Raw genomic sequence first — 18,584 nt, 5'->3', positions numbered from 1 at the left:
CTCAATTCTTGAAAGTAACACGTAAAATATATTTGGATTATAATGCAACCACACCCACCGACACAAAGGTAGTGGAGGCCATGCTGCCGTATTTTACCCAAAATTTTGGCAATGCGAACAGCGACCATTCTTTTGGTTGGTATGCTGAGGACGCAGTCGAAACTGCTAGAAATCAAGTTGCCAAACTGGTAAATTGTAGGGCAACTGAAATAACATTTACATCTGGAGCTACGGAAGCCGCCAATCTGGCTTTGTTCGGATTTTGCAAAGGGAACAGGAATAAGGGAAATCATATCATTTCCTGTAAAACCGAGCATAAAGCACTTCTAGAATCTTTGGAAGCATTGGAATCTGATGGTTTTGAAGTCACTTATTTGGATGTGGACAGACAAGGAAACTTTGATCTGAATGTATTGAAGGCAACGATAAAGCCGTCCACAATTTTGGTGTGTTTAATGTTGGCCAACAACGAAACAGGCTTGATTCACCCAATAAAATCCATAGCCGAAATAGCGCATTCCAAAAATGTTCCTGTGATGTCCGACATTACTCAGGCAGTTGGAAAAATTCCTGTTGATTTACAAGAATTGGGAATCGATATCGCTATTTTTTCATCACACAAACTCTATGGACCTAAAGGTGTTGGCGCACTTTACTTGAATAAAAGAAAAAATATTTCCATTGATAAACACCTTTATGGAGGCAGTCACGAAAAAGGAGTCAGACCAGGAACTTTGAATGTTCCTGGCATTGTTGGTTTTGGTGCAGCTTGTGAAATTGCAAAGCAAAGCTTGGTAGAAAATCAGCAAAAATTCAAAAGTCTTCAAAACCAATTGGAGGAGGGGTTGTTGACCATAGAAGGAGCAACCATTAATTGCCTGGATGAAGAACGGTTATCCAATACCACAAATGTGTCGTTTAAAGTAATTGATGGCACCAAGCTACTTCGTTATTTGAACACGTTGGCCGTTTCTCGGGGTTCTGCATGCACTTCAAATCAAGTAAATACGTCCCACGTGCTAAAAGCGATGGGAATTGAAGATGAAACGGCCTTGGCCAGTCTTCGTATCAGTACAGGGCGAAGCACCTCTTCGGAAGACGTTGAAAAAGCCTTGTCTGAAATCAAAAAAGCAGTCAACCAACTTAAAACTGCAGTTGTATGAGGGAGTTGGACATGATCATATCAAATTATCAAGAGCTCAGGTTGCAAGAAATCCGTTGCATTTTGGCCACCGTAGTACATGTTGAGGGCTCATCGTATCGTAGGGCGGGAGCACGAATGTTGGTGGACGAATATGGAAATATCACAGGAGCTATAAGTGGAGGCTGTTTGGAAGGTGATGCGCTTAGAAAGGCCCTTTTTACATTGGACCAACAGGAAAACAAATTGGTCACTTATGATACCAGCGATGAGGATGATGCGGTAATCGGTGCACAATTGGGCTGTAACGGTATTATTCAAGTCTTGTTCGAGCCTATTAATTATACAGATAGGCATAATCCCTGTGAGCTATTGAGAACTGTTGCCGAACAGGAAGTTCCAATGGCGGTGTCTGTTGTTTTTAATTTGGATAAATCCCAACAACAACTGGGAACCAGTTTGGTTGCGGATGAAAATCAGGCAGTTTCAGGGCAGCAGCTTCCCGATGATTTACAACAAGCTTTGCTTGTTAAAAGTAGAGAGGTCATCAATGAAAATGCATCTTGTTTTGCAGAGCTCACAACGGAAGAGAAAACACATTTTGTGTTCATCCAAATCCATCAACCCCCAGTAAAATTGATTTTGGTAGGAGCAGGGAACGATGCCCAAATCCTGGCGCAACAAGCCGATTTATTGGGTTGGAAAGTTACAGTTATCGACGGACGTCCCACGCACGCGAATAAAGAACGTTTTATGGGCACGTGCCAAGTGATCGTGGCCAAACCCGAACAAACACTACAAAATATTGGCATTGACGAACGCACTTGTTTTGTGCTGATGAGCCACAACTATAATTACGACCTATCGGTGCTCAAATTGTTGTTGGGAAATCCAGTAATACCCTACATCGGGATTTTGGGGCCATTGAAAAAATACGAACGCATGCTCAATGAGTTGGCGGACGAAGGCATAGAAGTGTCAAAAAAGGATTTATCCAAAATACACGCACCTGTTGGATTGGAAATAGGGGCTGAGACGCCGGCTGAAATTGGATTATCCGTTTTGGCAGAGATACAAAGTGTGCTTACTAACAAAGAGGCTCGACCTTTAAAGCAGAAAACTGAGCCGATTCACGATACAAAACAGAATCAATTTCAAAAAATAACCCTATGAATTCAGAAGAAAACATTGCGGTGGTGGTTTTGGCAGCAGGTGGCTCTACCCGTTTAGGTCGACCAAAGCAGTTGGTTGAATTCAAAGGGAAAACACTTTTGGAGCATACCCTGAAACAAGTGATTATGCTTGGCTTTGAACACAAGATTTTAGTACTGGGCGCAAAACATCAAGAGATACAGGAGCAGACCGATACAGATGGGTTTACAGTGGTGGTTAACCCCGATTGGGAACAAGGAATGGCATCAAGCATCAAGTTGGGCTTAAAAACCGCCTTGACAGTGAAAGAATTGGACCATGCACTCTTTCTGGTATCCGACCAACCCTTTTTGGAACACATCAACTTAACCAAACTGGTGCATGCTCAACTCACTAAGAAACCAAAAGCGACCTACTCCAAATACGGCGATAGTATTGGAGTGCCCGCCATTTTTAGTAAGGAAGCATTTCCGTTGTTGATGGAATTGGAAGGAGACGAAGGAGCCAAAAAGTTGATTTACCTGAAAGATTTTGACTACGGTACTGAAGTTTTCAGCAAAGGAGGATTTGATGTGGATACGGAAGAGGATGTTCGACAATTAAAGAAAATGGAAGCATGAATGTGACGATAAAATATTTTGGTTTGGTGGCGGAAGCCGCTGCAAAGTCGGAAGAGATTTTGGAACTGCACGGAGCGATTACCGCTTCGGAGCTGAAAGTACAATGTTTGAACGGATTGGCTATAGCGGACAAAGATTCGGTACAGATAGCAGTGAACCAAAATTTGGATGATACCATATCAATTAATGATGGAGACGAAGTGGCACTGTTGCCACCGTTCGCTGGAGGATGAGCAGATACGACAGACAAATAAAACTCACGGAAGTTGGCCTGGAAGGGCAGCAAAAACTTCGCAATGCCAAAGTGTTGATTGTTGGTGTTGGGGGATTGGGTTGTCCTGCTGCGATGTATTTGGCAGGTGCAGGTATCGTTAAAATTGGTTTGATGGACCATGACAAGGTCGATATGTCCAACCTGCATAGGCAAGTTTTGTTTCAAGAATCGGACGTAGGAAAACCGAAGGCCCTTGTTGCCAAAGAACGACTGGAAAAACTAAACAGTGAGGTAGAGTTTGAAATGTACGAAGAGCCATTGACAATCGAGAACGCAGAAAACATCATCAATCAATACGATGTTGTTTTGGATGGGACGGACAATTTTGAAACCAAGTATCTCATCAACGATGCTTGTATTTTGGTAGATAAACCTTGGGTATTTGCCTCCATTTACAAAAATGAAGGACAATTGTCGGTCTTCAATTATAAGAATGGCCCTACTTATCGTTGTCTGTTTCCGAAAAGTACGCGACAGAACATCAGTTGTGAGGCTACAGGGGTTTTGGGTGCATTACCGGGCATCTTGGGAACGCTTCAGGCAGCCGAAGTCCTTAAAATCATCCTTGGGAAGGGAGAGGTGCTTTTTGGTAAGCTAAAGTTGATCAATATGATGCAAGCTAGCGAGCAGACCATCAACATAAACAAACGCCCCGCAGAAGTAGAAAAAATTCGCAAAAACGGAATAGCGCCCGTTTACATCGATTGTGATTTAAAAAACAAAGAACAGTGGTATCTCGACGTGCGAGAAGTGTTCGAACAGCCCAAACCGAAAGGCAAAAAGGTGCTGAACATTCCCTTGGGCGATCTTGCATCACGGCATAAAGAAATACCCAATAATCAGGATGTTTTTGTGTTCTGCCAATCAGGAAAGCGAAGCAAAAACGCCATAGAAATCCTTAAAAACGAATTTGGCTTCCACAATTTGAAGAACGTGGAAGGCGGTATAGAAACAATTATTGATGGATAAAAAGAAACCAAAAAAAGTATTTGTACAAGGAGCGATTCCTCCCGAAAAAATAGCGACTTCGGTGGCCAACCACCAGAGCAAGACCAATATCGGTGCCCATAGCATTTTTTTGGGACAAGTAAGGGCGGACAAAGTGGATGGTAAAACCGTCACTGCAATCGATTATACGGCTTATGAAGAAATGGCGGAAAAGGTCTTTCATGAAATTCGGGAAGAGGCCTTTGCCAAGTTCGATATAACCTGTGCCCATATTTATCATAGTTTGGGCAAGGTAAAGGTTGGCGAGTTGTGCTTGTTCGTGTTCACCTCTTCGGCACATCGAAAAATCACTATTGAAGCGACCAACTTTTTTGTGGAGGAAATAAAGGCGAAAGTACCTGTGTTTGGCAAGGAGATTTTTGAAGACGAAACCCATCAATGGAAAGTAAATAGGTAAATGGTAGACATTACACATAAAGTAACCACTTTGCGGGAAGCCACCGCAGAAGCTATCGTAAAAACGAGTAGTCAAACTACGATTGATGCGATACAAAACAATGCCGTTCCCAAAGGGAATGTGTTTGAAATGGCAAAGGCAGCCGGCTTGTTGGGCGTCAAAAAAACGCCGGACTTGTTGCCTGATTGTCATCCCTTGCCCATTGAATACACGGGAATCGATTATGAAATCAACGGCTTGGAGATTATCATTTCCATGACGGTCAAGACCATTTACAAAACAGGGGTAGAGGTGGAGGCGATGCACGGAGCCAGTATAGTGGCACTCACCATGTACGATATGCTGAAACCAATTGACAAAAATGTGGAAATCGGCACTATTCGTCTTAAATCTAAGAAAGGGGGCAAATCTTCCTATAAAGTCAATTCCGAAGGGCTTACCGCGGAGGTAGTGGTTTGCTCGGATACCATTTCCAAAGGAAAAGGCGAGGATAGGGCCGGAGAAGCCATCGTGGAGCGATTGCGGGCCTTGGGAGTTGCATCCCAAAAAAGCATCATTCCCGATGAAGCTGACGAAATCATCCAAAAATTGAAAAATACCAAAGCCGACCTCTTGATTTTTACAGGAGGAACAGGTGTAGGACCAAGAGATGTCACCCCACAGACCTTGGAGCCCTTGTTGGACATCAAACTAAAAGGAGTAGAAGAACAAATGCGAAGCTATGGGCAAAACCGGATGCCGTATGCGATGTTTTCACGTTCCATCGCGGGCATCAAGGACGGCAAATTGATATTGGCACTGCCGGGCTCCACCAAAGGTGCGGCAGAGTCCATGGATGCGATTTTCCCCCACGTGCTGCATGCATTTAAAGTGATAGAAGGAAAAAGGCATGATTGACAAAAAACCACAAATAATAGACAATTTCGGTAGGCCACATACCTATCTGCGTATTTCATTGACGGACCGTTGCAACCTGCGGTGCTTTTACTGTATGCCCGAAGAAGGTATTGAGTTAATGGAAAAACCCAGCATCATGACCTTGGAAGAAATCATTGAGATTACAGGGACATTTCGGGATTTGGGCGTGGATACGGTACGGTTGACGGGCGGCGAACCTTTGGTTCGGAAGAATTTCGGCTATTTGGTCGAAGAGTTGGCCAAGTTGGGCGTAACCCTAAAATTGACTACCAATGGCATTGTGCTGGACAAATATTTGGAGCTTTTTCAGAAAGTGGGATTGCGCAAGATTAATTTCAGTCTGGATACCTTGGACAAGGCCAAATCCATTTTCATTACCAAACGGGATTATTACGAGCGCATTATGCGCAATCTCGAAATGGCGCTCGATATGGACATGCACATCAAACTAAATGTGGTACTGATCAAGGGAGTTAACGATAATGAGATCAACGATTTTATTGCACTGACCCAACATAAAGATTTAAGTGTCAAATTTATTGAGTTCATGCCCTTTAAAGGCAACAAATGGGACTGGAGCAAGGGAGTATCCAAAGAAGAAATTTTACAGACAGTCGGAGACAAATTCGGGGAAATAGAGACTTTGCAAAACCCAAAACACAGTACGTCTACCAACTATAAGGTGAAAGGGCACCAAGGCAGTTTTGGGATTGTGAGCACAATTACCAATCCGTTTTGTGATGAGTGCAACCGCATTCGATTGACGGCCGATGGAAAAATGAAAAATTGCCTTTTTGCCACCTCCGAAACCGACTTATTGACCGCGTTTCGCAATGGAGAACCCATAGAAAACATCATTTTGGAGTCCATCAAATCCAAAAAACATTCCCGGGACGGTATGGACGTAAAAATGGATGCAGAACACTACGAGCAAAACCGTTCAATGATTTCAATAGGAGGCTAATGGTTACGATAGAAGAAGCACTTGGCATTATAGAAGACCAGAAAATTGACCTGAAAACTGAGTTTAGACCTCTTGAGGCGTCACTTGGGTATGCCCTTTCTAAAAATATTATATCGCCTTTTGATGTCCCCGAGTTTGATAATTCCGCCATGGATGGATATGCCCTGTGTGGACTTTATCAGGAATATAAATTGGTAGGTGAGGTGGCTGCTGGCGATTCCAAGGAAGTTTCATTGCAAAATGGCGAAGCGGTTCGGATTTTTACTGGTGCGAAGGTGCCTGAAAATACTACGGCTGTGATGATGCAGGAGAAAACCTCCGTTAAAGACAAGACGCTATTTCTTGATGAAATGCCCAAAGTGGGTCAGAACATCCGAAAAAAGGGCGGTCAGTTGGCGGAAGGGCAAGACGTATTTGAAAAAGGACATATGTTGAATCCACCCTCTTTGGCGTTAATGGGCAGTTTGGGAAGGTCTGAGCTGGAAGTTTTTTCCAAGCCGCGAGTCAACATCATCACAACAGGGAATGAACTCGTAAAACCCGGTCAACCAAAGTTGGAGGGACAGATTTACGAATCCAACAGCTACGCAATTTCTGGAGTATTAGAGCAATTCGGGTTTGAGCATCATCAAAAAACACAAATACAAGATGATTTTGAGGCCACAAAGGCGGGCATTCAAACCGCATTGGAGTCTTGTGATGTGTTGATTATTTCTGGAGGTATTTCGGTAGGGGATTATGATTTTGTAAAACAATCCCTCGAAGAAAATGGAGTTAAGGAGTTGTTTTACAAGGTGTTTCAAAAACCAGGAAAACCGCTCTATTTTGGAAGAAAGGACAATAAGTTCGTGTTTGCCTTGCCAGGAAACCCGGCCTCATCGCTGACTTGTTTTTATGTGTACGTGCTTCCGTTGCTTCACAAATTATCGGGATATCGGAGGACTGGTTTGCCAACCTATCAATTCCCAATAAAACATGGGTATGAAAACCGTTTTGGGCGCCCATCTTTTCTAAAAGCTGCTATTTTGGATGGAAAAGTTGAGGTTTTGGACGGTCAAGGTTCCTCTATGATTCAATCCATGGCCAAAGGAAATGTACTTGCTTTTGTGGATGATGGAGAAAAGTTAACAGCAGGTGATTTGATCAGGTGTAAATTAATTTCCTAAGCAATGAGCGTTGAATATTTGCCCATTGTCTTCTTTTTAATCGCGCTGTTTTATAGTTCGGTCGGCTTTGGGGGTGGGTCCAGTTATTTGGCTATCCTCAGTCTTTTTTTGACAGACTTTTACGAGATACGCTCCACAGCGCTAATTCTGAATATTTGCGTGGTCAGCATAGGAACACTGTTTTATATTAAGAATCGGGTGTTCAACCTTAAAAAGTTTTGGCCTTTTTTGGTGGCAAGCATTCCATTGGCCTATCTGGGTGCGCAATTGCGACTTTCAGAGGCTTCTTTCTTTTTAATATTGGGAACTGCATTGGTCTTGGCAGGTATTTTTATGCTCTTGCGTTTTGTGAAGAAAAAAATGGACACCAAAGCATTTTCAAATCCCAATAAAGTGATATTGGGAGGGGGTATAGGATTTCTTTCAGGAGTTTCGGGGATTGGTGGGGGTATTTTCCTTTCTCCGGTATTGAATCTATTAAAATGGGCGAATCCAAGAACGGTAGCTTCGTTGGCATCTGTTTTTATTTTGGTCAATTCCATTTCTGGGTTAATCGGTCTGAATATGTCGGGGACCTTTACATGGAACAGTGAATTGATATGGCTGCTCATAGTTGCCGTTGTGATTGGTGGTAGTATTGGTTCCTATCTGTCCAACAAAAAATTCAATTTAAAGTTTTTGGGAATGCTCACCAGTATTTTGGTGCTCTATGTGGGTTTTCGTTTGATATTACTTCACGGATTTGGTATCCGTATTTAAATCAGCTCTAACATTTCTTGAGTGTGTTGCTCCACAGTTGCCTGAATCTGGGTATTCATCTGTTGAAAGGCAGATAGCACCTTTTTGCCCCTTGGTGTTAATTCGGCGCCTCCACCTTGAGTACCGCCTTTATGAAGTTTCACATAAGGCTGTTGTCCCCTTTGGTTCATATCTTCCACCATGGCCCATGCTTTTCGGTAGGACATGCCCATTTCCTTGGCCGCTTTGGATAGGGAACCGTTTTTATCGATCAAAATCAATAGTTGTGCTCGCCCTGGTCCAAAAAACTTTTTTCCATCGATATCGATCCAGCATCGTACTTTGAGTTCTTTACTTGTTTGCATCATTGCTTCTGTTCTAACTTCAATCAATATACTTAAATCTTTGCTGATGATTGAACGAACCTAAAAATTAAAGGGCAAAACCATCTTTAAAAAATTTAGAGTGGTTTTGCCCTTTATGTTTTGGTCAGTAGTTATTTAGATAGATATACTGGCTCCCATTACCTTTAAAAACTCACTGATAAGGGCTGGATGGCCGGGCCAAGCAGGAGAGGTCACCAAATTTCCATCTACATAGGCAGCATCCACGGGAATATCCTGAAACTCACCGCCAGCCAATGTGACTTCTGGTCCAACAGCGGGATAAGCGGTCAATTTACGCCCTTTGACCACCTCTGCGGCCGTCAGTATCTGTATGCCGTGACAAACAGCTGCAACAGGCTTGTTCTCGTCAAAGAAGTGCTTGACAATATCCAGCACTTTTTGATTCAAACGAAGATATTCCGGGGCACGCCCTCCGGCAATGACCAACCCCGCATAGTCCGATGGGTCAACATCAGCAAAGCTATAGTTAAGCGCAAAATTATGCCCCGGCTTTTCGGTATAGGTCTGGTCACCTTCAAAATCGTGGATGGCAGTTTTAATAGTATCCCCTTTTTTCTTGTCCGGACAAACGGCATGTACTTCATAGCCCACCATCAAGAGCATTTGAAATGGCACCATGGTTTCGTAATCTTCGGCGAAATCGCCTGTTAGAAAAAGAATTTTTTTCATATTTAGGGTGTTTTAATGTTAAAAACTAAATCACCTTAAAGTTACGAAAGGCAGATAGGAAAGCGTGGGTCTTTACTATTAAATTAATATCAAAATTTTCTGGAATCCCTTCTTATTGAAAAAGGAAGTAATAAGCGAGATTTTGATACGGTTTCCAGTATAAAATTGTCAACTAGATTGTCAGCCAAAAAACGAAAGCCCCTAAAACAGGGGCTTTTTACACTATTAAGCGGAGGAAGAGGGATTCGAACCCCCGGAGGTGTGACCCTCAACAGTTTTCAAGACTGCCGCATTCGACCACTCTGCCATTCCTCCTAAGCGGGTGCAAATATATAAAGGTTTTTGTTATCCCAAAAGACCTTTTTATAATATTCTGAAAATAAATTCCCCATCCTGCCATCTTTACAAATCACCATCAAACTTTGGTAGATTCATAAAGCTATTTTAAGGCAATGGTCATACCTTTGCTGTTATGCTAGAATGGTATCATTATTGCCTCTTGGTCGCAGTCGGATTTGCAGTTGGATTTATTAACACTGTTGCAGGAGGAGGTTCCTTGCTCTCCTTGCCCACACTTATATTTTTGGGATTGCCTCCCGCTATGGCCAATGGCACCAATCGTGTGGCTATTGTGATCCAGAACGCTATGGCCACCGCTGGGTTTAAAAGCACGGGTATCAGTACTTATCCATTTAATATTTATTTGGGGATTTCCGCTTTTTTGGGGGCTATAATCGGTGCATATATTGCAGTGGATATTGATGATGAAACCTTCAATAGAATATTGGCCATAGTGATGATGGCCGTGGTGCTCATCATTATTTTTAAACCTAAAATGAGGATAGATGACATTCAAGAGCGACTTACGGGAAAATATCTGTGGATCGCCATTATCGTATTCTTCTTTTTTGGAATTTATGGAGGCTTTATCAATGCGGGCCTCGGGTTTTTAACAATACTTTTTTTGCATTATTTTAATCATATGAGTTTGGTGCGGTCCAATGCTACCAAAGTTGTTGTGGTATTGATATATATGTTATCGGCACTGGCCGTATTTGCTTATAACGATAAAGTAGACTGGAAATTAGGTCTTATACTGGCCATTGGAAATGGCTCTGGCGCGTGGTTCGCCAGTAGGTTTTCGGTAAATAAGGGAGACGGATTTATTAAAACATTTTTAGTTATCGCCGTAGTTTTAATGGCCATTAAACTATGGTTCTTTTAAAATAAGATTAGTATGCCAGGATTTGAACTTTTTGGAGACAAGGAAAGAAAAGAAGTACAGGACGTTATGGACTCCGGAGTGTTAATGCGCTACGGGTTTGATGCCATGCGAAATGGACACTGGAAAACCAAAGAGCTGGAGACTGCTTTGGCGAAAAGAATGCAGGTTAAATATGCCCACGCCGTAAGTAGTGGAACAGCCGCTTTAACAGTGGCGTTGGCCAGTGCAGGAGTAGGGGCGGGTGACGAAGTAATAATGCCAACGTTTACATTTGTTGCAAGTTTTGAATCCATATTGGCACTTGGAGCTGTACCGATTTTGGCCGATATTGATGATACGCTAACATTAAAACCCGAAGCCGTTGAAAAAGCAATCTCTCCAAGAACCAAGGTGATTATGCCCGTACATATGTGCGGATCTATGGCCAATTTGGATGCGCTGAAAGCCATTTGTGATCAACATGGATTGTTGTTATTGGAAGATGCTTGCCAAGCGATTGGGGGCACCTACAATGGTAAACCTTTGGGTAGTATTGGTGATATGGGATGTTTTTCGTTTGATTATGTTAAGACCATTACCTGTGGTGAAGGCGGAGCCATAATCACCAATAATGGCACATATTATGAAAATGCCCATAAATATGCCGATCATGGCCACGACCATATAGGAAATAACAGGGGAGCAGAAGAGCACCCATTTTTAGGATATAATTTCCGTATTTCTGAAATGAACTCAGCGGTCGGGGTGGCTCAACTTTCTCGGCTGGATGAGTTTTTAAACATTCAAAAACGGAACTATAGTATTTTGCGAGAAGCCTTGTTCAGCATTCCCGAAGTGGTTTTTAGAACCGTACCGAACGGAGGAGAAGAGAACTATTCATTCCTAAGTTTTTTCCTTCCTTCGGAAAATCTAGCCCAAAAAGCGCACCAAGTGTTAGGTGATAAGGGAGTAGATGGATGTTTTTATTGGTATAACAACAATTGGCACTATTATAAAAAGTGGGAGCATTTGACCAATATGAAGTCGTTGGGAAATCTTCCAAAAGATGTAAAGGAGGTATTGCCAGATTACAACGAAGCTGATTTCTCTGAATCTGATAAATGGATGTCCAGGAACATTTCCTGTTTGATCAAACTGGGATGGTCGGAAGAGGAGGTTAAAACACGGGCCAAGCAAATGGTCGATGCCATCAAGGCAGTGTTATAAGTGGTCTGTTATCGATTGCATCTAGTTCGGTGATGTTGAACTTTCGAATCAGTATTTTACATACTCCACGATTTCCAAGCCATAGCCTACCATACCAACGCGCCTGGTTTGCCCAGAATTGGTAAGCAAACGGATCTTGGAAATATTTAAGTCGTGCAAAATTTGTGCGCCGATTCCAAAATCCTTGTTGTCCATTTCAATTTTTGGAGCCTTGTTTATGCCTTCTCCTTGTAGTTTTTTAAATTCGGACAACCTGCTCAATAAATTCATGGATTGGTTGCCTTGATTTATAAAGATCATCGCACTTTTGTCTTCTGTGTTCAAGGCATTGAACATACGCTGTAAAGTTTCATCGGGATTATTGGTCAATGTCCCCAGAATATCGTTGTTTACCAAGGTAGAGTTGATACGGGTCAATACTGGTTCACCGCTCTTCCAATTACCTTTCAACAACGCAACGTGCACCTGGTTGTTGGTGGTTTGCTTGTAGGCCCGCAAACGAAATGCACCAAACCTGGTATTTATGGTAAACGACTCTTTGAGCTCGATAAGGCTATCGTGCTCCATACGATAGGCGATCAGATCCTCTATCGAAACAATTTTTAGGTCAAACTTTTTGGCAACTTTCATTAACTGTGGCAAACGGGCCATAGATCCATCTTCGTTCATGATTTCCACAATTACCCCGGCCGGTTGCAGTCCGGCCAATCTGGCAAAGTCAATGGCAGCTTCGGTGTGGCCTGTACGGCGCAGTACCCCTCCCTCTTTGGCAATCAACGGAAAAATATGTCCTGGACGCGCCAGTTCGTGGGGTTTGGTTTCCTCTTTGGTCAGTGCCAGAACCGTTTTGGCCCTATCGGAAGCCGAAATCCCTGTGGTAACCCCATGTCCTCTTAAATCCACAGAAACAGTAAAAGCGGTCTCCAACGGGTCGGTGTTGTGATTTACCATTTTATGTAGCCCTAGTTCTTTACAACGACCCTCGGTAAGAGGTGCACAGATGAGGCCCCGGCCATGTGTGGCCATAAAATTGATGGTCTCCGGTGTGATCAGTTCTGCCGCCGCCAAAAAATCACCTTCGTTCTCTCTGTTTTCATCATCCACTACAATTATTACCTTCCCTTCCCTAATATCGGCTATAGCATCTTCTATGGCATCCAATTCTATTTTTTTGTCCATGGCGATCATTGGTCTTCTTCTGTGTCTTTCTTTTTAAATAATGATTTGATGCGGTCTATAAAATGACCAAATCCTACCAACCCTTTATCCGCAGTTGCACGTCTGGTAAGCGAAATGCCCAAGGGCAGCATGATCAACGTGGGCAGCCAAGCCCCAATTGCGGGGTGAATGTTTCCTTCTTTGGCGTAATTTCCGGCAAATACACCGATAAAGTAATACGTCAAAAATAAGATTATTGCAACGACCATGGGCAATCCCAGTCCTCCTTTTCGAATAATGGCCCCTAAGGGCGCCCCAACGAAAAACAAAATGATACAGGATAGGGCAAGGGCATACTTTTGGTGCAGGGACAAAATATGGCTATTATAAAATTTATACCTGCTTTGAAGTTCGTTCTTTTTTGATTTTACTGTATTTAAAATACTTGAAATCTCATTTTGGGCCTTTTTCATTACCTGGATCTGTTCCCATTGTTCCAAACTTGCAATAAACCCATCGATGGTTGTAATGGAGTCCTCTTCTTTTTCTGTATTTTTCTTGATTTCGGGTTGGATGAGTTCCAATTTTTTTTGGGTAGTGTCCCGTGGTCTTTTAACCGGAAAAGCTCCCATACGATTGGTCACGTTTTTGGAAAAGGCTTCCACTTTTTCCAAATTGTTTTCACGAAGAGAGTCGATATCCTTTATCAATCGACCTACATTTTTCATTTTGTTGGTCGTAATATTTTGATCTTCTTCCAGGTCCTGCTCATCGAGCTCGGAAATATCGATATTAATGGTGTACTTTTCAAAATCTGCCTTGGCAAAGGGCTGTTTTCTACGTTCTTTGGAATCGTTGGGCATTACATCTTCGTAATAGTTCCCATCTTTAAGTACGAGTTGAATGATATCGGATTCCTCACTACTGATCAATTCACCGGATTTCGCCTTGATCACCGTGTTGTTGATGTTTTGTTTCGTTTTTTTATGGATGATCACATTATCTAGAAAACGGTCCTGTTCACCATATTTTTTATCAACTTTTATGTTCATGCCCTCACCTGTTCCTTCAAAATCACTAAAAACACCTTCTGTAATGGCAGCTGCCGGTTTTACTTTGGCTATATTTTTTCTGAGGTTGAACATTTTCTGCTCCGATTTTGGGATTACATCATTTGCAAAAAAGAAAGTGACCAGGCCAAGGAACAGTACAAAAACGATCAAGCTTCGCATTCCCCGTTGCAAAGATATTCCCGAAGCTTTCATTGCCGCAAACTCATAGTTTTCGGCAAAAGTACCAAAGGTAAGGATGGAGGAGAGGAGCACCGTTAAAGGTAATACCTTGTCCACCAAGGTTGGGATAAAGTAGAAAATAAACTTACCAATAATAACCATGCCCAGTCCTTTTCCCGCAAGATCATCTATGAAAAGCCATATTCCCTGAAAGATGAATATGACGATCAGAATGAAGAAGGAACTGAAGAAGTTGTATAAAAATCTTCTTAGTATATACTGATCAAGTATTTTCAATGCCTAGTTTCTTATAATGTAGTACCCTTTGTCCTCGTACTTTTTCTCGTCAAAGGTAAACAGAGTACTTGAAATGGGCTGATTGGTTTTGAAAGAATTAACGGTGATAGTGGTTTTTGTACCGTTGTTTCCCGTTTGGATCAATTTATAAATGTGCTTGGTCTGTGTATCGATACCCAGTAAAACGGATTTGATCTCGGTGTTGGAGTCGATGGGGATCAATTTAACGTACTGTATTTTTCTTCCTCCCACATTTTGTAGGATGTCCCACTTAAAGTTATGTCCCGTTTTGTAGAAGGTCAACATTTTGGAAGGACTTACGTTGTCGTTGTCCTCGTTGACATTCTCTATGGTCACCTCTTCATTTTCTGGAACCACGGTGTACACTTTTTTTCCATCGTAAAGTTGATTGGCCCCGAAATAGTTAAGTACATATTTTTCGCCGGCAAGGGTTACGTTACCGTTGGTTTCCTGTTTTAGGTTCGCTTCTGTGTTTTCCAAAGTGGATTGGAAATCAATATATATGTTGTCGTAACTTTGAACTTTGTTGTAAACTTCATCCAAAAGTGCCTTGGCTTTTTCCGAGTTTTGGCCGTAAGAAAAAAGCCCTGCGGCAAACAATACAATTAAAAGAATACTTTTCTTGATCATCATGGTCTTATTTTGCTTCATTTTCTAATAGTTGATCTAGGGCGTACATATCGGGAACCAGAACTTGTCTTGCCTTGCTTCCTTCGAATGGTCCAACAATTCCTGCTGCCTCCAACTGATCTATGATTCGACCAGCTCTGTTGTACCCTAATTTTAATTTACGTTGGATCAAAGATGCGGAACCCTGTTGGGCCGTCACGATAACCTCGGCAGCCTCCCTGAACATGGCATCCCTGTCCGCGATATCATTATCAAGACTTGTGCCACTTTCTTCACCGACATACTCTGGTAGTAAGTGCGCTTCGGGGTAAGCCCGTTGGGAGCCTATGTAGTCCGTTATTTTAGCTACCTCGGGCGTGTCCACAAAAGCACATTGCAGCCTTGTAACATCGTTTCCTTGGGTATAGAGCATATCTCCGCGACCGATGAGCTGGTCGGCACCTTGTGCATCCAAAATAGTTCTGGAGTCAATCTTAGAGGTTACCCTAAAAGCTATCCGTGCGGGGAAGTTAGCCTTGATTATACCGGTAATCACATTAACCGATGGTCTTTGTGTAGCAATGATCAAGTGGATTCCAATGGCTCGTGCCAATTGTGCCAATCTGGCAATTGGGGTTTCCACTTCCTTGCCGGCCGTCATGATCAGGTCGGCGAACTCATCAATGACCAATACAATGTAGGGTAAAAACTTGTGCCCATCATTCGGGTTTAATTTTCTTGCCTTGAATTTTGCATTGTATTCTTTAATGTTCCGGACCATGGCAGTTTTTAACAGCTCATATCTATTGTCCATTTCAATACAAAGCGAGTTCAAGGTGTTGATCACTTTTGTATTGTCCGTAATAATGGCCTCGTCGGAATCGGGCAATTTGGCCAAAAAATGACGTTCGATTTTATTGTAAAGGGTCAATTCAACCTTCTTGGGATCTACGAAAATAAACTTGACCTCTGCCGGGTGTTTTTTATAGAGCAAAGATGTAATTACAGCATTTAAACCTACGGACTTTCCTTGTCCAGTAGCACCGGCCATGAGCAGGTGGGGCATTTTGGCAAGGTCGACCACAAATGTTTCGTTACTGATTGTTTTTCCAAAGGCAATGGGCAGTTCCATTTCGGCCTTTTGGAACTTATTGGATGCAATAACCGACCTCATGGATACAATGGTTGCGTTTTTGTTGGGTACCTCGATACCTACCGTTCCTTTGCCGGGAATCGGGGCAATGATCCGAATGCCCAGTGCGGCCAAAGAGAGAGCGATGTCGTCTTCCAGGTTTTTGATCTTGGAGATACGGATTCCGGCTTCGGGAACAATTTCGTAGAGGGTAACAGTTGGTCCAATGGTAGCCTTGATCTGTGCAATCCCGATTTTATAATTTTTGAGGGTGCTTACAATCCGGTTTTTGTTCTCCTCCAGTTCTTCTTGATTGATGGTAATGCCTCCCGAAGCACCGTGTGCCTCCAAAAGGTCCATTGTTGGAAATTTATAGTTCCCCAATTCCAATTTTGGGTCGAACTCACCAAAGTCTTCTACCAATTTGGCAGCCTTGGCATCGGTTTCTTCTTCGACAGGGGTTTCCTCTACTTTTAGGGATATATCGGATTCTTCCTCCTCGGGAATGTTTACGTCGAGCCCAGCTACATCCAATGGAGGAATATCTTTCTTATGGGTATAGGTGTCTACTTTTTCGGGCACGGTATCCTCTGTGGTCAATACCAAACCGTCTTCTTCATCTTCAATAGGGGATTCCGTGGTTTTTGTTGATGGTTCGTCCTTCAAGTCCGATTGTATTTTCTGTTTTTGCCTTTTAAAGAAATTGGCAAATCCTTCTGGAGTAAAGTTGAACAATTGCACCAATATTACCATGAGAACAAAAACCACAATTAAGAAGACTCCTATCTTACCGGTATAGTCCTGAAGAAAATCGTTTATTTCGTAACCAATAAGACCTCCCAAAAGTGGAAAATCGGCAGCAAAGAAACCAAGGGCCACAGCCCCCCAGATTACTCCGACCAATCCCCATACCCATTTAGAGACCAATCGTTTAGTGTTTAGGCCAAGAAATAGGTACAATCCTGTTATGGCCAATAAAAACGGAAATGTAAAAGAGGCCAGCCCGAATCCTTTGTACATAAAAAAGTGGCTCACATTGGCCCCAAATTTGTTGAGCAAATTACTGGCCTCGGCATTGCGGTCCGCAAATTGGGACAGCATACTTTGATCCTCTTGCCAAGTAAAATAAAACGACATAAATGAAAAGAAAAGCGCAATGCTCAGAACAATCAATAGGCTACCAAAAATAATCTTGTTCTGCTTGGAAAGTGTAAAGGACACTTTCTTGTTGGCAGTTTTGGTGGTCTTGCTCGATTTGGATTTTGTTCTTTTTTTGGCCATCAATCGGTTTTAAGCGGGGCTAAGTTACAAATTTACGTTGCTTATTGGGTTGTTGGATTTTTTCTAAAATATCTTGGGTACATAGATGATCAATCCAATGATGCTCGCAATTATGGACACTATCATAACGGCTCCTGCCGAAATATCTTTTATTAGACCAATTTTAGGATCTAAATTCGGTTGAACATAGTCACAGATTTTTTCAATTGCAGTATTTGCACCTTCAATTCCCATAACCATACCTATGGATAAAAGTTGTAAGGCCCATTCGGTTTCCGTTATTTGAAAGTAAAACCCAAGGGCCGTAACTATCAAAGCAATAACAAACTGGATTTTTATGCTGGGTTCTGTCCGTAATAACAAAAACATGCCCTTGAGGGCGTAACCCACGCTTTTGATCCTATTTTTTAAGAAAGATTCTTTAGGCATCCATCAATGCTTCAAGGGCGGCTTTGTAATTGGGTTCGTCCACAGTTTCCGCCACTTGTTCGGAATAGACTACTTCCCCATTTTCGTTGACCACTACTACCGATCGAGAATGTAGGCCTTGCAATGGGCCATCGGTAAATTCCACATTGTAGGATTTACCAAAGTTACCATCCCTAAAATCGGAAAGGGTCTCTACTTTATCAATTCCTTCTGCACCACAAAAACGTGCCTGGGCAAAGGGAAGATCCTTGGATATGCACAATATTTTGGTGTTTTCCAATTCGGCCGCTTCTTGGTTGAACTGGCGCACGGATTGTGCACATGTTCCCGTATCGATGCTCGGAAAAATATTGAGAACGACCTTTTGTCCTTTGTAGTTGGATAGGTCTACGGTTGAAAGATCATTTTTTACTAAAGTAAAATTCGGTGCTTGGGCACCTATTTCGGGTAGATTCCCGAGGGTATGAATTTCGTTTCCTTTTAATGTTACAGTTGCCATATTCGTAGTTTTGATTCGAATCCAAAAATACTAAAAAAACC

Annotated in this window: 20 protein-coding genes and 1 tRNA gene; 12 read left to right on the top strand and 9 right to left on the bottom strand. The window is 42.4% G+C overall.

Annotation, left to right across the window (positions count from 1 at the left end; all coding sequences use genetic code 11):
• Positions 1 to 8: 8 nt before the first annotated feature.
• The 10 genes from ABTP35_RS16420 to ABTP35_RS16375 are packed head-to-tail and all read left to right on the top strand — an operon-like array spanning position 9 to position 8,399.
• Complete coding sequence (locus tag ABTP35_RS16420; RefSeq protein WP_293295093.1) at positions 9 to 1,163, top strand: cysteine desulfurase family protein; 1,155 nt, start codon at positions 9 to 11, stop codon at positions 1,161 to 1,163.
• Positions 1,160 to 2,314, top strand: a complete 1,155-nt coding sequence (locus tag ABTP35_RS16415; protein WP_293295094.1) for an XdhC/CoxI family protein — start codon at positions 1,160 to 1,162, stop codon at positions 2,312 to 2,314. The genes ABTP35_RS16420 and ABTP35_RS16415 overlap by 4 nt, the downstream gene beginning before the upstream one ends.
• A complete protein-coding gene (locus tag ABTP35_RS16410; RefSeq protein ID WP_293295095.1) occupies positions 2,311 to 2,913 on the top strand; it encodes a nucleotidyltransferase family protein in 603 nt (200 codons plus the stop codon). The genes ABTP35_RS16415 and ABTP35_RS16410 overlap by 4 nt, the downstream gene beginning before the upstream one ends.
• On the top strand, positions 2,910 to 3,146 hold the full coding sequence (locus ABTP35_RS16405) for a MoaD/ThiS family protein (protein ID WP_252079882.1): 237 nt from the start codon (positions 2,910 to 2,912) through the stop codon (positions 3,144 to 3,146). The genes ABTP35_RS16410 and ABTP35_RS16405 overlap by 4 nt, the downstream gene beginning before the upstream one ends.
• Entirely contained in the window at positions 3,143 to 4,156 is a 1,014-nt protein-coding gene (locus ABTP35_RS16400) for a HesA/MoeB/ThiF family protein (protein WP_293295096.1), read from the top strand. Before ABTP35_RS16405 ends, ABTP35_RS16400 begins: the two co-directional genes overlap by 4 nt.
• The gene (locus ABTP35_RS16395; RefSeq protein ID WP_293295097.1) at positions 4,149 to 4,592 is read left to right on the top strand and encodes a molybdenum cofactor biosynthesis protein MoaE; all 444 of its coding nucleotides are present in this window, start codon (positions 4,149 to 4,151) and stop codon (positions 4,590 to 4,592) included. The genes ABTP35_RS16400 and ABTP35_RS16395 overlap by 8 nt, the downstream gene beginning before the upstream one ends.
• Positions 4,593 to 5,489 carry a bifunctional molybdenum cofactor biosynthesis protein MoaC/MoaB gene (gene moaCB, locus ABTP35_RS16390; protein ID WP_293295098.1) on the top strand — a complete coding sequence of 299 codons (897 nt, stop codon included), beginning with the start codon at positions 4,593 to 4,595 and terminating at the stop codon, positions 5,487 to 5,489.
• Entirely contained in the window at positions 5,482 to 6,474 is a 993-nt protein-coding gene (gene moaA / locus ABTP35_RS16385) for a GTP 3',8-cyclase MoaA (protein ID WP_293295099.1), read from the top strand. Before moaCB ends, moaA begins: the two co-directional genes overlap by 8 nt.
• Positions 6,474 to 7,640, top strand: a complete 1,167-nt coding sequence (locus ABTP35_RS16380) for a molybdopterin molybdotransferase MoeA (RefSeq protein WP_293295100.1) — start codon at positions 6,474 to 6,476, stop codon at positions 7,638 to 7,640. The genes moaA and ABTP35_RS16380 overlap by 1 nt, the downstream gene beginning before the upstream one ends.
• Positions 7,641 to 7,643: 3 nt before the next feature.
• Complete coding sequence (locus tag ABTP35_RS16375) at positions 7,644 to 8,399, top strand: sulfite exporter TauE/SafE family protein (RefSeq protein ID WP_293295101.1); 756 nt, start codon at positions 7,644 to 7,646, stop codon at positions 8,397 to 8,399.
• Here the strand turns inward: ABTP35_RS16375 and ABTP35_RS16370 are convergent.
• The 3 genes from ABTP35_RS16370 to ABTP35_RS16360 all read right to left on the bottom strand — a co-directional run bounded on the left by ABTP35_RS16370 (position 8,396) and on the right by ABTP35_RS16360 (position 9,769).
• Complete coding sequence (locus tag ABTP35_RS16370) at positions 8,396 to 8,746, bottom strand: winged helix-turn-helix domain-containing protein (RefSeq protein WP_293295102.1); 351 nt, start codon at positions 8,744 to 8,746, stop codon at positions 8,396 to 8,398. The two genes, ABTP35_RS16375 and ABTP35_RS16370, sit on opposite strands and share 4 nt — an antisense overlap.
• 132 nt (positions 8,747 to 8,878) lie before the next feature.
• Positions 8,879 to 9,454 (bottom strand): DJ-1/PfpI family protein, encoded by a 576-nt coding sequence (locus ABTP35_RS16365; protein ID WP_293295103.1) that lies wholly within the window; start codon positions 9,452 to 9,454, stop codon positions 8,879 to 8,881.
• A 230-nt stretch (positions 9,455 to 9,684) separates the two neighbouring features.
• Positions 9,685 to 9,769: transfer RNA gene (locus ABTP35_RS16360), tRNA-Ser, on the bottom strand.
• A 157-nt stretch (positions 9,770 to 9,926) separates the two neighbouring features.
• On the opposite strand from ABTP35_RS16360, the gene ABTP35_RS16355 reads away from it, so the two are divergent.
• The gene (locus tag ABTP35_RS16355) at positions 9,927 to 10,679 is read left to right on the top strand and encodes a sulfite exporter TauE/SafE family protein (RefSeq protein WP_293295115.1); all 753 of its coding nucleotides are present in this window, start codon (positions 9,927 to 9,929) and stop codon (positions 10,677 to 10,679) included.
• Between the two features lie 12 nt (positions 10,680 to 10,691).
• Positions 10,692 to 11,885, top strand: a complete 1,194-nt coding sequence (locus ABTP35_RS16350) for a DegT/DnrJ/EryC1/StrS family aminotransferase (RefSeq protein WP_293295116.1) — start codon at positions 10,692 to 10,694, stop codon at positions 11,883 to 11,885.
• A gap of 48 nt (positions 11,886 to 11,933) precedes the next feature.
• On the opposite strand, the gene ribB is transcribed toward ABTP35_RS16350, so the two are convergent.
• The 6 genes from ribB to tpx form a co-directional block, all read right to left on the bottom strand.
• A complete protein-coding gene (ribB, locus tag ABTP35_RS16345; protein ID WP_369884636.1) occupies positions 11,934 to 13,064 on the bottom strand; it encodes a 3,4-dihydroxy-2-butanone-4-phosphate synthase in 1,131 nt (376 codons plus the stop codon).
• Positions 13,065 to 13,069: 5 nt separating this feature from the next.
• Positions 13,070 to 14,572 (bottom strand): LptF/LptG family permease, encoded by a 1,503-nt coding sequence (locus ABTP35_RS16340; RefSeq protein ID WP_293295117.1) that lies wholly within the window; start codon positions 14,570 to 14,572, stop codon positions 13,070 to 13,072.
• Between the two features lie 3 nt (positions 14,573 to 14,575).
• Entirely contained in the window at positions 14,576 to 15,223 is a 648-nt protein-coding gene (locus ABTP35_RS16335; protein WP_293299181.1) for an outer membrane lipoprotein carrier protein LolA, read from the bottom strand.
• A 7-nt stretch (positions 15,224 to 15,230) separates the two neighbouring features.
• The gene (locus ABTP35_RS16330) at positions 15,231 to 17,615 is read right to left on the bottom strand and encodes a DNA translocase FtsK (RefSeq protein WP_293295118.1); all 2,385 of its coding nucleotides are present in this window, start codon (positions 17,613 to 17,615) and stop codon (positions 15,231 to 15,233) included.
• Between the two features lie 63 nt (positions 17,616 to 17,678).
• Positions 17,679 to 18,044, bottom strand: coding sequence for a diacylglycerol kinase family protein (locus ABTP35_RS16325; protein ID WP_252079868.1), 366 nt, complete (start codon positions 18,042 to 18,044; stop codon positions 17,679 to 17,681).
• Positions 18,037 to 18,543: a thiol peroxidase gene (gene tpx / locus ABTP35_RS16320; RefSeq protein ID WP_252079867.1), complete on the bottom strand. Its 507-nt coding sequence runs from the start codon at positions 18,541 to 18,543 to the stop codon at positions 18,037 to 18,039. Before tpx ends, ABTP35_RS16325 begins: the two co-directional genes overlap by 8 nt.
• Positions 18,544 to 18,584: the final 41 nt, after the last annotated feature.

The sequence above is a fragment of the Flagellimonas alginilytica genome (genome assembly GCF_042134605.1).
In the GTDB taxonomy this organism is placed as follows: domain Bacteria; phylum Bacteroidota; class Bacteroidia; order Flavobacteriales; family Flavobacteriaceae; genus Flagellimonas; species Flagellimonas alginolytica.
The sequence above is the reverse complement of the archived record's forward strand: the minus strand, read 5'-3'. Positions and strand labels throughout refer to the sequence as shown.